The organism is Mycolicibacter kumamotonensis (assembly GCF_002086285.1).
GTDB lineage: Bacteria > Actinomycetota > Actinomycetes > Mycobacteriales > Mycobacteriaceae > Mycobacterium > Mycobacterium kumamotonense.
In genome coordinates this window covers 47,279-61,929 of record NZ_MVHU01000006.1, presented here as the reverse complement: position 1 = coordinate 61,929, position 14,651 = coordinate 47,279, and the positions used below count along the sequence as shown (strand labels likewise).

Here is a 14,651-nt window from a genome sequence, read left to right as displayed (position 1 = left end):
ACAAAATCACCCTGGACTCAGATGGGTTCCCGGCGCATCCGCAGCAGTCCGTCGCTGCGGACCGCGAACAGCCGCTCACCACGCAGCTCCGATCCGACCGCCACGCCACCCTGTCCGCGCCAGTGGGTGACCAGCCGATCCACCGCCCGGATCTGCAGGTCGGTCAATCCGCGGCCGCCGCCGGCGAGCAGCCAGCGCCGGATGACCTCGCGCCGCACCGGGCCGGGCAGCGCCGCGAGGCGGGCGGTGTCCAAGCCGGCACCGGCAGTCGTCTCGGGCAGCGCCTGCCCGGCCAGCTCATCGATGAGCTCGGAGTCCTCCCGCAGCGCGATCGCGGTGCGGGCCAGGGCATCGGCCACCCCGCCGCCGAGCACGTCCTCCAGCAGCGGCAGCACCTCGGAGCGCAGCCGCGCCCGGGTGAAACGCCGATCGCTGTTGTGCGGGTCGAGCCACGGCGTCAGTCGCAGCTCGGTGCAGGCGTCTTGGGTCAGCACCCGGCGCACCCCCAGCAGCGGTCGGCACCACGGTGGGTCGTAGGGACGCATCCCGGCCATCGAGCGGGGCCCCGAGCCACGCCCCAACCCCAGCAGCACCGTCTCGGCCTGGTCGTCGAGGGTGTGACCCAACAGCACGGGAGCCCGGTCGCGGGCCTGGTCCAGGGCGGCGTAACGGGCGGTGCGTGCTGCCGCCTCGGGGCCGCCCTCGGCTCCGACGGTCACCGGAATAATCCGCGCGGCAACGCATCCCAGGTCCAGGGCCTGGCCGCGGGCGCGTTCGGCCACCTGCGCCGATCCGGCTTGCAGACCATGATCGACGATCAACGCGGTGGTGGGCCGCTCCTGCGCGGCCACAGCGGTCAGGGCCAGCGAATCCGGGCCGCCCGACAACGCCACACACCAGGGGTCCGCCTCCGGCAGCCATTGCTCGGCGAATGCCACCAGCGCGGCACGCAGCCGCCCTACAGCACGCGATCGATCCACCGCTGCGGCTCTTCGATCTCGGCGGGCAGCGGCAGGGCCTGCGGGCCCGACCAGACCGCGTTGAACCGGCCCATGCCGACCCGGCCGACCACGGCGTCGACGAAGGCCTTGCCGCGGGTGTACTGGCTGAGCTTGGCGTCGAGACCCATCAAGGCCCGCAGCAGCCGTTGCAGCGGCGGTTGGCTGCGCTGGCGACGTTCCTCGAAGCGGCTCCGGATCGTCGCCACCGACGGCACCGCTGTCGGCCCGACGGCATCCATCACGTGGTCGGCGTGCCCCTCGAGCAGCGTGCCCAGGGTCAGCAACCGATCCAGGGCGGTGCGCTGCTCGTCGGACTGCACCGCGCGCACCAGGCCCAGAACCCCCGACGGGCCCGCTGCGTCGGCGTCGTCGGGGCGGCCCCGCAGATAAGCGGCCAACCGGCCCACCACCTCGGTGACGTCCGGGCTGCTGTGGCCGGTCAGCACCGCCAGTGCCTCCGACATGTAGCCGGGTAGCCACGGGTTCACCGAGAACTGCACCCGATGGGTCACTTCGTGCAGGCACACCCACAGCCGGAAGTCGGCCGGTGTGACTCGCAACTGCCGCTCGACGGCGATCACGTTGGGATAGACCAGTAGCAGCTCTCCGCCGGCCGGGCAGAACGGGTCGTACTGGCCCAGGATGCCCGAGGAGACGAACGCCAGCAGCGCACCGGTCTGCGCCCCGGCCAGCCGGCCGGTGACGAACCCGGCGGACTGTTCGGTACCGCCCGTCATCAGCCGCATCGACTCGGCGGCGGCGGCGATCCACTGCGGCCGATCTATGACGCGTGCGTCGGGCACGGGTCCGTCGGCTCCCAGCCCGGTCACCTCACGCACCAGAGGTTCGGCCGCCCCGGCACTGCGGTGCAGGTCGTCGATGACCTGCTCGCGGGTGTAGTCGGTCATCGGCGGCGCGGGGCGCGCCAGCCAGCGGCCTACCGTCGCGGCGAACCCCCAGTCCACCGCGCGCCCGATGTCGAGCTCAGTCATGCGCATCCGCAGGTCCGCAGCACCGCGGCCAGCGCGTCGATCGCGATACGGCCGGTCGGCCCAGCGTCGTTGGAGATGAACGCGAAGGTCAGCACCCGGCGGTCGCGGTCGGTGACGATCCCGGCCAGCGCGTTGGTCCGGGTCAGGGAGCCGGTCTTGGCGCGCAGCCAGCCGGCCGCGCCTCGACCGGTCTTCGGGTTGAGGAATCGCTCGGACAGGGTCCCGCTGCCGCCCGCGACCGGCAACATGTCCAGCAGCGGACGCAGCTCGGGCTGGTCGGGGCCGGCCGCCGCCTGCACCACCGCGTCCAACGTCCGTGCCGACAACCGGTCGTCGACGGACAGCCCGCTGGCGTCCATCAGAGTGGCCCCGCTGACGGCGATGTGGGCGGTGGCCAGCCGATTGGTCACCGCGTCGACCGCACCGGCGAAGGACCGCGGCCGGCCCATCGCCGCCGCCACCTCGCGGGCGATGCATTCGGCCATCACGTTGTCCGAGGCGTTCATCATTTCGCCGAGCCGCACCACCAGCGGCGCCGAGGACACCGAAGCCAGTTCGCGCCCGGTCACCGAACTAGTGGCGATGCTGACCTTGTCGGTGTCGACGCCCAGCGCGGCGGCCAATGCCTGTCCGGCGTCCAGGGCCGGGGTCAGCGACCGCCGCGACTCGACCGTGGTCGGCTGGATGCGGCCGCCGTCGACCATCACCGACTCGATCGGGGCGATGTCGCCGCCGTCGATGTCCTCGGGATCCCAGCCCGGCGCCATGCTCGGGCCGCTGAACGCCGAGGTGTCGACCTGGACCTCGGTGGGCGTCAAGCCGCTGCGGCGGATCTGGTCGGCCAGGTCGCTGATCCGGGCGGCGTCGCGGTACCAGGTGTCCTGCCCGACGTCGGCTGTCGACAGCGTCGGATCACCGCCGCCCACCAGCACCACGACGCCAGGCTGGTCCCCGGTGATCACCCGGGTGGTGACGCGCGTGCCCAGGTCCAGCGCCAGCAGCGCGGCCGCCGCGGTGAGCACCTTGTTGGTCGACGCCGGCTGCATGGGCAGGTCTTCCTGCTGCGTCCACAGCGCCTTGCCGGTCAGGGCGTCGGTGATCCGGCCGGTGAGACGACCCAGGTTGGGGTCGGCCAGCGCGGCCGCCATGGCTGCCGCCAAGGCGCTGCCGGTCGGGATCGGGGCGTCGTCGGAGACCGGCACCACCCCCGGTTGGGCGGTCGCCGTCGGGGCCGGTGGCGCCGAACGCGCACCGGCCCCGGACTCGTCCGGGATCACGATCGCCGCCACCACCACCACGGCGGCGGCCAGCGCCAGTACCGCGGCCGCAATACCCAGATGGGTACCGGAGTGTCGCCACCGAAGGGAGTGCATGTCTCTCCTGCCTGTCCGGGCCAATTGTGCCGGACGGGCGGAGTCCGGGCGTGAATCCGGCCCGCTCTAGACTGACCCGGTGCAATTCGACGTGACCATCGAAATCCCCAAGGGCCAGCGCAACAAGTACGAGGTCGACCACGCCACCGGGCGGGTCAAGCTCGACCGCTACCTGTACACGCCGATGGGCTATCCGGCCGACTACGGGTTCATCGAGGACACCCTGGGCGAGGACGGCGACCCGCTGGACGCGATGGTGCTGCTGCCGCAATCGGTGTTTCCCGGGGTGCTGGTCGAGGCCCGTCCGGTAGGGATGTTCCGGATGACCGACGAGGCCGGCGGCGACGACAAGGTGCTGTGTGTGCCCGCCGGTGACCATCGCTGGGACCACATCAACGACATCGGCGACGTGCCGGCGCACGAGCTCGACGCGATCAAGCACTTCTTCGTGCACTACAAGGACCTCGAGCCGGGCAAGTACGTCAAGGCCGCCGATTGGGTGGGCCGCGCCGAGGCCGAAGCCGAGGTCACCCGATCGATCGAACGGTTCAAGACCTCCGGTCACTGATCCGGCGGTTCAGCGCCTTAATCCGGGCGCCGGGCGAACACCTCCAGCAGCAGGTCGAGCTGGGCATCGAACACCGCCCGCGGTTGCGTCAACGTGTCGGCGCCGTACCCGCCGAACACCTCCAAGCTGATCGCGCCGACCACGGCGGCCCACAGCAGGAAGCACTTCGCGACGACGGCGTCATCGCCGTCAAAGTCGAATTCCTCGCGGACTCGCCCGAAATCCGACGACAAATGTTGCGCGGCAACGTTGTTCATTGAGGCGATGGCTCCGGCGGCGATGCCGTCGGCGACCGCGTCGAAGAACATCCCGACGACCCGGGTGCCCGGGGCGACGGTCCGTTCCGCCGGCGCCTGATAGCCGGGCACCGGGCTGCCGTACAGCAGGGCCCACCGGGCCGGATGAGCCAGCGCCCAGTCCCGCACGGCGTGGGCAATGGTCACGATGTCGCCGCGCCACGACGGCGGCGACGCGCCAGCGCGGGCCCGGTCCACCGCATCGGCCAACTCCGAATAGGCGTCGACGAGCAGCAGCGTTAGCAACTCATCACGGCTGCCCACGTAGCGGTAGACCGCCGACGAGACCATGCCCAGTTCCCGGGCGACGGCGCGCAGCGACAGGCCCGCCGCCCCGTGGGTCAGCAGGTGGCGTCGGCCGACCTCGATGATCTGCGCCTCGATCCGTTCACGCGTCTCCTGCCGTTTGCCCACACGACGAGTCTGCCAGATCCGCGAGCACTGCTCTTGTTTTTGTGATCCGGCCGTGCCAGACTCACCGTCAAACAAGAGCACTGCTCTCTTAGTGGAAGGGGTCCGATATGACCACGCCCTACGACCGACCGGGCCGACCGGCCCGATTCGCCAATGCGGTGATCCGCCGGCTCGCCGAAGCGGGCATCAGCATCGCCGGCACCCGCGCGCTGTCCGTCCGCGGCCGCAAGACCGGCAAGCGCCGCGGCGTCGTGGTCAACGTGCTGACCGTCGACGGGGTGGACTACCTCGTCGCGCCGCGCGGCAACACCGAGTGGGTCCGCAATGTTCGCGCCGCCGGCCGAGTGCAGCTCGGACCGCGGTGGCGTCCCGTGCCCACCGTGGTCACCGAAGTCGGCGACGACGACAAGCCAGAGGTGCTGCGCGCCTATCTGCAGCGGTGGTATTGGCAGGTCAAAGGCTATATCGGCGGGCTGACGCCTCAGTCCAGCGAGGACGACCTGCGGAGCGCGGCGCCGGCGATCCCGGTGTTCTCACTCGGCTGACGATTCACTCCGGGCCCCGCGGGTGCGATACAGGCTGGCCGCCGTCGCCAGCACCAGCACCCCCACCACGACCGCCAGGCTCGCCGGGGTGGGGATCTCCGGGACGTTGAAGTTGCGGCCGGAGTTGATGAACCACACTTCGTTGGTGTGCATCGCGTGCAACACCATCCGCACCCCGATGAATCCGAGGATCAGGGCCAGGCCTTGGGACAGGTACACGAACCGGTTCAGCAGCTTGCCGAGGAGGAAGTAGAGCTGACGCAGCCCCATCAGGGCGAACACATTGGCGGTGAACACCAGATACGGCTGGCGGGTCAGCCCGTAGATCGCCGGAATGGAGTCCATCGCGAACAACAGGTCGGTGGTGCCCAACGCCAGTGCCACCAGGAACATCGGGGTGACTGCCCAGGAGCCGCCGGAGTCGCGGACGAAGAACCGCACCCCGGCCCAGCGATCGGTGGCGTTGAAGTGGGTGCGAGCGAACCGCACCACGAAGTTGTTGCCTCCGCCCGCCCCGTCGCTGACGTGATCGCCGGCGGGCCCGCCGTGGTCGCCGTGGCGGAGCAATTTGATCGCCGTGTAGGCCATGAACGCGCCGAACAGGTAGAAGGTCCAAGACAGTCGCTGCGCGGCCACACCCCCGACCGCGATGAACACCGCCCGGAACGACAGCGCCAGAACGATACCGACGAACAGCGCCTCCTGCCGGTACTTCTTGGGCACGTTGAAGCTGTTGATGATGATCACGAAGACGAACAGGTTGTCCACCGACAGGCTGTACTCGGTGAGCCAGCCGGCGAAGAACTGCATGCCGTACTTCGCGCCGTGATGGATCCACACCCAGACACCGAACGCCACCGCCAGGCTGATGTAGAACGTCAGCCGGGTTGCGACCTCGCGGATCGGCGGTTCATGCACCCGGCGGGCGACCAGGAACAGATCGAATCCCAGTACCGCGGCCAGCCCCGCGAACGTCACCAGCCATTCCAACAGCGACGGGTCCAACGGTGGGCCTCCGGTCGTTGAGCTTTGTCGAAGTGGGGCGAATCGGGGGTTGTACAGCGGGACGACCGACCGTACCCCGCCGCCCGCTTAGTATCTTCGCCGTGGTGACCGATATCGGCGGTACCGGACCCCGTCGATCCCCCAGTGGGCTGCCCGCCGGCCCCGTCACCCGGGCCAGTGTGGCCCGGGTCGGCACCGCGACACTGCTCAGCGCCCTGTGCGGCTACGCCGTGCTGTACCTGGCGGCACGCGACCTGGATCCGGCCGGATTCTCGGTGTTCAGCGTGTTTTGGGGTGCGTTCGGCCTGGTCGCCGGCGCCGCCAACGGACTGCTGCAGGAGACCACCCGGGAGGTCCGGTTCGCCCGCGAGGTCGGGCCGAGCCGCGCATCGACCCGACACACCCGGCCGCTGAAGCTGGCCGGGCTGACCGGACTGGCGGCGGCCGCGCTGGTCGCCGGTAGCTCACCACTGTGGAGCGGCCACGTCTTCGTCGAGGCGCGCTGGCTGTCGGTGGGCTTGCTGTGCTTCGGGCTGGCCAACTTCGCCGTGCACGCCACGCTGCTGGGCATGCTGGCCGGCACCAACCGGTGGACCCAGTACGGGGCGTTGATGGTGACCGATGCGGCGATCCGGGTGGCGGTGGCCACCGCGACGTTCGTCATCGGTTGGGGTCTGGTGGGTTTCTTATGGGCCACCGTCGCCGGCGCGGTGGCCTGGCTGCTGCTGCTGGCCGCATCGGGCGCGGCCCGATCGGCGGCGGGGCTGCTTACCCCGGTGGGCACGATGGATTTCCTACGGGGCGCAGCACATTCGATCACCGCGGCCGGGGCCAGCGCGATCCTCGTCATGGGTTTTCCGGTGCTGTTGCAGGCCACCTACGGCGAACTCGGCGCCGAGGGCGGCGTGGTGATCCTGGCGGTCACCGTGACCCGCGCGCCCCTGCTGGTGCCGTTGACCGCGCTGCAGGGCAATCTGATCGCGCACTTCGTCGACCAGCGCGGCCGGCGATTGCGGGCGCTGGGTACGCCGGCGGCGTCCGTCGCCGCGCTGGGAACCGCCGGCGCGGTGGCAGCCGGGCTGGCCGGTCCGTGGCTGCTGAGCACGGTGTTCGGCGGGGACTACAACACCGGCGGGCTGCTGCTGGCCTGCCTGACCATCGGGGCGACCGCGATTGCGCTGTTGACGCTCACCGGCGCGGCGACGGTGGCCGCGGCACTGCATCGCGCCTACGCGCTGGGGTGGGTGGGTGCGACGCTGGCATCCACCTTGCTGTTGCTGCTGCCGTTCGACCTGCCGACCAGAACCGTGGTCGCGCTGCTGTGCGGACCGCTGGTGGGAATCGCCGTGCATCTGACGGCGTTGCGCGCGGCGCCCGAGTAGCCGACGGTCCGGGCGCGCCGGTGCTTGAGCGCCTTCGACGAGTCGGGAGTGTATTTTTTAAGGATCGATACCCGGCCAACGACTCGCTACCCGGACGTCTGGATCATTGTCCCGGCCTTCGGCGAGGCAGCCGTCATCGGCGACGTGATCGCCGGCCTCCGGTCGGTTTTCACCGCTGTGGTCTGCGTGGATGACGGCAGCACCGACGACACCGCCGCGATCGCGCGGCGCGCCGGCGCCCATGTCGTACGCCACCCGGTCAACCTCGGTCAGGGCGCGGCCATCCAGACCGGGGTCGAGTTCGCCCGCCGGCAACCCGGGGCCCGGTTGTTCGCCACCTTCGACGCCGACGGTCAGCATCAGGTGGCCGACGTGGTGCGCATGATCGAGCGTCTCGACAGCCAAGGCCTCGACATCGTCATCGGTACCCGGTTCGCCGCGCCCGAGGCAGCCGCCGCGGTACCGCTGGTCAAACGCCTGGTGCTGCGTGCCGCGGTGTTGCTGAACCCGAGAATCCGCCGGCTGGGACTTTCCGATTCACACAACGGTCTGCGAGTGTTCAACCGTCGGGTCGCCGATCGGCTGGACCTCACCATGAACGGGATGAGCCACGCCGGGGAGTTCATCGCTTTGATCTCCGAAAACGGTTGGCGGGTAGGCGAAGAGCCGGTCGAAGTGCTCTACACCGACTACTCCAAGTCGAAGGGCCAGCCCCTGCTCAACGGCGTCAACATCATGTTCGACGGCTTGCTGCGCAAGAGAATGTCGCGATGAACGGGATCACCTGATGAACTGGATCAAGGTGCTGCTGATCGCAGCGGTGATGGCGCTGTTGATCTACCTGCTGCTGTCCCGGCGCTCCGCCCAGTCCCGGGCCTGGGTGAAGGTCGGCTACCTGGTGTTCGTGGTGGCCGGCATCTATGCGGTGCTGCGTCCCGACGACACCACCGTGGTGGCGAACTGGGTCGGGGTGCGCCGCGGCACCGACCTGATGCTCTACATCCTGATCATCGCGTTCGCGTTCACCACGCTGAGCACCTACATGCGGTTCCGCGACCTGGAACTGCGCTACGCCCGGCTGGCCCGGGTGGTGGCCCTCGCGGAGGCCCAACCGCCCGAAATCGGCGGTTCACCGCAACCACAGTAATTCGGTGACTATTGGCCTGGTGGTAACAAGAGGTTTGCCCCGCGTCTCGCTGCGGCGGTCACCCTGGGGCTTATGAAGGCGACCGAAATCCTGGCGGATCCGCTGGTCGAAGTCACGGGGGCGTTATTGACGGTGCCGGCGCGGGAGTTGTACGCGTTGCTCTGGCGTGCCGGGCTGCTTGAGGTACGGCATCCCGCACCCGAGCGCCCGGCGGCCGAAGTTCGAGAACTTCGGCCGGCCGCGTGAAGCGGCTGGGTCTTAGCGCACCAGTTCGAGCTTCGCGGGCTTCTTCGCGGACGCCTTCTTTCCCTTCTTCTTGGCAGCCGCAGTCGTCTTCGCCGGAACCTTCTTCGCCGGAGTCTTTTTGGCCGCCGGAGCTTTCTTGGCCGGGGCTTTCTTGGCCGCCACAGCTTTCTGCGCCGGGGTCTTCGTGGCCGCCGGCGCCTTGTTCGGCGTAGCCGCTTCGACCAGGTCCGCCACCGGGCCGGAGTTCTCTTCCGCGGGCGCCGAGAACCGGCTCGCCACGGCCACCGCGGTGGTGGCCGCCGCGGCCGTGCCGAGAGCCTGCGCCCAGCCGATCGGTCCGACCGGCGTGCAGCCGAGCAGCTGGCTGACGCCCGGAGTAGTGACCATTGCGGCGAACACCGCGAACGAACCGGCCGCGGTGAGCAGCACCAGCGGCGCCCGCGAATCGACCACGGTCTGACCGAGTTCGGTGGAGACCAACGAAATCAGTGCCACCGTCGAGGCCCGCTGCGACGATCCGGGCAACCCGGTAAGACTGGCCATCGCCCAGGCCGCGGTTCCCGCGGCCGCGGTGACCCCGCCCCGGAACGCCACCGCGCGCCAGAGTTTCCGCTCATCGAGACCGCGTACCGCGCCGCCGATCGGGCCCGCCGGAGTGCTGACCGCGACCGCGGTGGCCGGCAGCGCGTCGGTCAACGTGTTCATCAGCAGCAACTGTCGGGTGTTCAGCGGCGAGTTCCCGGTGACCGCCGTGCCGATGACAGAGAAGATCACCTCGCCGGCATTCCCGCCCAACAGCCCCGAGATCGCCAGCTGCACGCCCTTCCACAGCCGGCGGCCCTCATCGATCGCGTCGATCAGCGATCCGATCTTTCCGTCGGTCAGCACCACGTCGGCGGTGGCGTGCGCCGAGTCGCTGCCGTGCGCGACGACACCGAGCCCCACGGTTGCGGCCCGGATCGCGGCGGCGTCATTGGCGCCGTCGCCCACCATCGCCGACACCCGGCCGGCGCGCTCCAGCGTCTGGACGATCTGCACCTTGTTCTCCGGTGACATCCGCGCGAAGATCACCCGCTCGCAGACCACCCGCTCTTGTTCCTTGCGGTTCAACGCATTCCACTCCGAGCCGGTGATGACCTGCTCGTCGTCGACGGTGACACCCATTTCGGCGGCGATCGCGGTCGCCGTGATCGGGTGGTCGCCGGTGATCATCCGGATGTCGACCCCGCGGGCGGTCAGATCGGCGAGCAGCTTCGGGGCGTCGGCGCGGGGTGTGTCGGCCAGGCCGAGGAACCCGATCAGGGTCAACCCGGAGGCACTCACCTCGACCAGCCGGTCGGAGTCTTCCCGCACGGCCCGCACCTGCGCGGCGGTCAGCTTGCCCTGCGCCACCGCGATCACCCGCAGACCTTGCGCCGCCATCGCGGCGACCTGCTGCTCCTCCTCGGCGCCGGCGTTGTCGCAGGCCTCGAGCACCACCTCCGGTGCACCCTTGACCAGCAGCTCCGATCCCAGCACCGACGCCGAGAACGCCCGGCCGGAGCGGAACGGCAGGTGAGCGTCGGGCTCGGCCCACGGCCGCGCGCCGGCCGCGGCCGCGGCGCCCTCGACGATGGCCTGGTCGGTGGCGTGCGCGTGCGCCGCACCATCGGGAGCCGGTGCCGCCTGCGCGGCGACACCGAGCACGTCGTCATCGGTGTATCCGCGCAGCGGGCGCACCGTGGTGACCCGCAGCCGGTTCTCGGACAGTGTTCCGGTCTTGTCGAAGCAGACCACGTCGACCCGGCCGAGGGCCTCCACCGAGCGCGGGATGCGCACCAGCGCACCGGATTTGCTCAGCCGCTGCGATGACGCGTGCTGGGCCAGGGTCGCCATCAGCGGCATCCCTTCCGGCACCGCGGCGATCGCCACCGCGATCGCGTTACCCAGCGCTATGCGCAGTCCGCCCTGGCGCAGCAGCCCCAGCGCGCCGACCGCCACGCCGCCGGCGGCGCTGTAGGGGAAGGTGCGGTACATCAGCTGGGACAGGTGGTGCTGCAGACCGACCTCGGGCAGCTCACCGGAGGCCAGTTCGGAGGCCCGGCGGGTCTGGGTGTCGGCGCCCACCGCGGTCACCATCGCCAGCGCCTTTCCGGCGATCACGGTGGTGCCGGCGTAGAGCATGGAGCTGCGCTCGGCCAGCTCGGCGCCGGGCGTGGGTTCGAGCTGTTTGCCGACCGACAGCGATTCGCCGGTGAGCGACGACTCGTCGACCTCGACATCGGAGACCTCGATGACGCGCGCGTCAGCCGGCACCACCTCGTTGCTGCGCACCTCGATCAGGTCACCGGGCAGCAGTTGTTCGGCGACGATCTCGCGGTAGGTCGTAGTGCCGTCGGCTCCGGTCACAACGACCCGGGCCGGCGGAGCCTGCTGGGCGAGCAAGATGTTGAGTCGGCTCTCGGCCCGCAGCCGCTGATAGGCCGCCAGCATGGCGTTGCCGGTTAGCACCGTGCCGACCATCACGGCGTCGATCGGCGAACCCAGCATGGCGGTGGCCGCCGAGCACAGCGCCAGGATCGGCGTCATCGGGTCGGACAGCTCCTCGCGCACGGCGTGCACGTACGGCCAGAACATGCCCTGCGAGGCCGTCGCGACCGGCGCGCGCTGGTCCAGCGGCGTCACCGCGTCGGGCACCAACAACTCCCGCGCCTGCTCGACCGTCATCGCGTGCCACTCGTAGGCCGGTGCCGGCTGCGGTGCGCGAGCCCGCAACACCCGACGGGCCAGCAGGTAACCGGACAGCATGCCGGCGCCGGCTCCGACCGTCACCGGGCCGGGGCCGCGGCTCGGTCGCGCCCCGACACCGGGGATGGTGGCCCGCACTCCGCGAACCAGCAGTAGCCCGGCGATGGACGAGGCGCCGATGGAGATCGCGACACCCCGCTCGGTGGCGGCCCGGGCGGCCGGCAGCGCCCGCAGCAGCTGCCAGGCGCCGGCCAGGTCGGCCAGCAGCAGGTCGGCATAGAAAGGCGGGGCGGCGTCGGTGCTCTCGCTCGTCGGCATGACACCGAGCGCCAGGTCTGCTGCCGCCAGTGCCTGCGCGGCTGCGGTCGACAGCACCGCGACGGTCCGGCCGGCTTGCTGCAGGTCGGTTACGGCCGCGGCCAGGGCGGCATCGACATCGTCAGTGTCGGCTTCACCGGTCAGCGGGCGGATGTCGTCGAAACCGGGGCGCAGCTCTCCCAGGATCTCGGTGTCCACCGTGACCAGCTCCGCGCCGGAGGCGCGGCCCTCGAGCACCACCGCCGAGGCCAGCGCGTGGTGTGCGGGCAGGATCAGCGCCTCCACCGGATCCTTGCGACCCGCTCGTGCGGTCATTCGCGGTACCCGGTGCCAGCCCGGACGCAGCCCGGGCTTGTCGAGCAGACTTTGCGCGCTGTTCCAGGCTTGCGGCAGCTCGTGCTCGCCTGCGCCGCGGATCTGCACCACGCGGCGTTGTTCACCGGTCAGCACCCTCGGGTCGATGACCACGGTGTCGATCTTGTCGAGGCGCCGCAGCCCGTCCGGCCGCAGCGGCAACACCGCGTGCCCGTCCGCCAGCCCCTGACCCAAGGTCGCGGCGAACGCTTCGCAGCTGGTGCGCACCGCTTTGGGCGACGTGGCCAGGATCGCACTCGACGTCATGTCCAGGTTGCGGGTGAGCCCACCCACCACCCCGGCCCCGACCACTTGCGCCAGCGCCGAGCGCTTCAGGTGGCGTTCGGCCGCACCGGCCGGCCGCGGGACGGGCCGCGCGGTGCTGTACACGTCCGGATGGTCGTCGTGGGAGAAAAGCCAGCGGGCCAGCTCCGGCTCGTAGCGGTTCCAGGCGAGCGCACCGGCGCGGGTCTCGGCGGCTTTCAGACCCTCCACCATCATGTCTACCGCCAGGATCGCCGGCGACAGCGTGATGACGTGCGCGCCCAGCGAGGCCAGGGAGAGCACCGCATCGGTACGGGCGGGCCCGATCTGGCGTTCCAGCAGGCTGCGGACCAGCGGCTGGTAGCGGGCCACCGACGCGGCGGCGTCGAAGATCTTGGGTGCGGCAGGCAGGCGCATCGCACTGCCCACGGTGGCGATCGCCAGCCCTACCGCGTTGGCGCCCAACATTGCGCCCTTGGCTGCCAGCAGCAGACCATCGCCGGGCAATGCGGCGGTCTCGGTGGCGCTCAGTTCGGTGTCTTTTTCGACCGCTTCCACCGCGGCGCACAGGTCGGCCAGCGACGTGTCGTCGTCGATCTCGACGATCACCCGGGACAGCGGGCGGTTCAGCCGCACCGAGCTGACGCCGGGCCGGTTCTGCAGGGCGTCGAGCACCGCGGGGCCGATGTCGCCGCCGGGCTCATCGAGCCCGCGGACTTCGATCCAGGCGCGGCCGGCGCCGCGCCAGGTGCGCCGGCTGGTCAGGTCGGAGCGTTCACCGGCCAGGATCTTGGCGCCTTCACGCAGTGGGACGGCGGCGAGGTCCAGGCTGGCCTCCAGAATGGTGCCGACGGCGTCCAAACCGGAGCGGCCGAGCGAGAACACGTCCATGGATTTCCTCCAGCGTCATCGATGCCGCTGGAGGTCTCTTCCGCCGGTCACCGGCCCACAGCACCGGTCGTCCGATGACGGGCGACGAGTTGACGACACTGCGACGAAGGAATACTCCCCTCCGTCGAGGAAGTATGCCACAGAAGTTCAGGCCGGCTTGATCTGCCGGAAGTACGCCACGGTGCGGGCCACCCCGTCGGCCAGCGCGACCTGCGGTTGCCAACCCAAAACCTCACGGGCCCGGGAGATGTCCAGACACGACCGTTTCAGATCGCCCAGCCGGGGCGGGTGGAACTCCGGGTCGTCGGGCGCCCCGACCGCGGCGGCCACCGCCGAATGCAGTTGGCGATCAGAGGTTTCCACCCCGGTGCCGACATTGAACCGCTGCCCGTCGCCTGCTCCGCCGGCGGCCAGCACGAAGGCGTCCACCACGTCGTCGACGAACACGTAGTCGCGGGTGTTGGACCCGTCCCCGAACACCTTGGTCGGTGTGCCGTTCAGCAATGCCTGCGCGAAGATCGCCACCACACCGGCCTCGCCGTGCGGATCCTGCCGGGGGCCGTAGACGTTGGCCGGCGCGATATGGGAACACTGCAGCCCGTAGAGGTGCCGGAAGGTGTTGAGGTAGATCTCACCGGCCACCTTGCCGGCGGCATAGGGCGAAGCCGGATCAGCCGGATCGGTCTCGGCGGTCGGGTAACGCGGCGGGATGCCGTAGATCGAGCCACCCGAGGAGGTGTGCACGATCTTGCGCACGCCCGCGGCGCGGGCCGCCTCGGCGAGCCGGATCGTCCCGAGCACGTTGACCGAGGCGTCGAAGGCCGGGTCGGCGACCGAATGGCGCACGTCGATCTGGGCGGCCAGGTGGAAGATCACCTCCGGGCGATACCGTGCCAGCACCTCGTCCAGGTCGGCGGACACGATGTCGGCTTCGACGAAGCTGAAGTCGGCGTCGCCGGCCAGGTGCTCGATGTTGGTGGCCCGCCCGGTCGCGAAATTGTCCAGCCCGACCACCGGGTGTCCGTCCGCCCGCAGGCGATCGACCAGCGTGGACCCGATGAAGCCGGCTGCTCCGGTGACCAGTGCTCGCACCGGGCCACCATACCGGCAGGTATGAAAGACCCATGC

13 protein-coding genes are annotated in these 14,651 nt (G+C 70.3%); 6 read left to right on the top strand and 7 right to left on the bottom strand.

Annotation, left to right across the window (positions count from 1 at the left end; all coding sequences use genetic code 11):
* Positions 1-17: 17 nt before the first annotated feature.
* The 3 genes from tilS to dacB are packed head-to-tail and all read right to left on the bottom strand — an operon-like array spanning position 18 to position 3,366.
* Entirely contained in the window at positions 18-980 is a 963-nt protein-coding gene (tilS, locus tag BST28_RS06060; protein WP_065287560.1) for a tRNA lysidine(34) synthetase TilS, read from the bottom strand.
* Entirely contained in the window at positions 959-1,993 is a 1,035-nt protein-coding gene (locus BST28_RS06055) for an Rv3626c family coenzyme F420 biosynthesis-associated protein (RefSeq protein WP_083080382.1), read from the bottom strand. Before BST28_RS06055 ends, tilS begins: the two co-directional genes overlap by 22 nt.
* On the bottom strand, positions 1,990-3,366 hold the full coding sequence (gene dacB, locus BST28_RS06050) for a D-alanyl-D-alanine carboxypeptidase/D-alanyl-D-alanine endopeptidase (RefSeq protein WP_083080322.1): 1,377 nt from the start codon (positions 3,364-3,366) through the stop codon (positions 1,990-1,992). The genes BST28_RS06055 and dacB overlap by 4 nt, the downstream gene beginning before the upstream one ends.
* Positions 3,367-3,445: 79 nt before the next feature.
* On the opposite strand from dacB, the gene BST28_RS06045 reads away from it, so the two are divergent.
* Positions 3,446-3,934 carry an inorganic diphosphatase gene (locus BST28_RS06045; RefSeq protein WP_019738229.1) on the top strand — a complete coding sequence of 163 codons (489 nt, stop codon included), beginning with the start codon at positions 3,446-3,448 and terminating at the stop codon, positions 3,932-3,934.
* A gap of 17 nt (positions 3,935-3,951) precedes the next feature.
* On the opposite strand, the gene BST28_RS06040 is transcribed toward BST28_RS06045, so the two are convergent.
* Entirely contained in the window at positions 3,952-4,644 is a 693-nt protein-coding gene (locus BST28_RS06040; RefSeq protein WP_065287558.1) for a TetR/AcrR family transcriptional regulator, read from the bottom strand.
* Positions 4,645-4,751: 107 nt separating this feature from the next.
* Between BST28_RS06040 and BST28_RS06035 the strand changes: the two genes are divergently transcribed.
* On the top strand, positions 4,752-5,189 hold the full coding sequence (locus BST28_RS06035) for a nitroreductase/quinone reductase family protein (RefSeq protein ID WP_019738227.1): 438 nt from the start codon (positions 4,752-4,754) through the stop codon (positions 5,187-5,189).
* On the opposite strand, the gene BST28_RS06030 is transcribed toward BST28_RS06035, so the two are convergent.
* Entirely contained in the window at positions 5,178-6,194 is a 1,017-nt protein-coding gene (locus BST28_RS06030) for a TerC/Alx family metal homeostasis membrane protein (protein ID WP_065287557.1), read from the bottom strand. The two genes, BST28_RS06035 and BST28_RS06030, sit on opposite strands and share 12 nt — an antisense overlap.
* Before the next feature lie 101 nt (positions 6,195-6,295).
* On the opposite strand from BST28_RS06030, the gene BST28_RS06025 reads away from it, so the two are divergent.
* The 4 genes from BST28_RS06025 (at position 6,296) to BST28_RS24005 (ending at position 8,969) form a co-directional block, all read left to right on the top strand.
* The gene (locus tag BST28_RS06025) at positions 6,296-7,576 is read left to right on the top strand and encodes a hypothetical protein (RefSeq protein WP_083080321.1); all 1,281 of its coding nucleotides are present in this window, start codon (positions 6,296-6,298) and stop codon (positions 7,574-7,576) included.
* A gap of 48 nt (positions 7,577-7,624) precedes the next feature.
* Entirely contained in the window at positions 7,625-8,350 is a 726-nt protein-coding gene (gene ppgS, locus BST28_RS06020) for a polyprenyl-phospho-N-acetylgalactosaminyl synthase PpgS (RefSeq protein ID WP_083080320.1), read from the top strand.
* Positions 8,351-8,363: 13 nt separating this feature from the next.
* On the top strand, positions 8,364-8,723 hold the full coding sequence (locus tag BST28_RS06015) for a DUF2304 domain-containing protein (RefSeq protein WP_019736170.1): 360 nt from the start codon (positions 8,364-8,366) through the stop codon (positions 8,721-8,723).
* A 72-nt stretch (positions 8,724-8,795) separates the two neighbouring features.
* Complete coding sequence (locus BST28_RS24005; RefSeq protein ID WP_019736171.1) at positions 8,796-8,969, top strand: Rv1535 domain-containing protein; 174 nt, start codon at positions 8,796-8,798, stop codon at positions 8,967-8,969.
* 12 nt (positions 8,970-8,981) lie between these two features.
* Here the strand turns inward: BST28_RS24005 and BST28_RS06010 are convergent, their stop codons facing one another.
* A complete protein-coding gene (locus tag BST28_RS06010; RefSeq protein ID WP_065287556.1) occupies positions 8,982-13,523 on the bottom strand; it encodes a cation-translocating P-type ATPase in 4,542 nt (1,513 codons plus the stop codon).
* Between the two features lie 147 nt (positions 13,524-13,670).
* A complete protein-coding gene (locus tag BST28_RS06005; RefSeq protein WP_065287555.1) occupies positions 13,671-14,615 on the bottom strand; it encodes an NAD-dependent epimerase/dehydratase family protein in 945 nt (314 codons plus the stop codon).
* Positions 14,616-14,651: the final 36 nt, after the last annotated feature.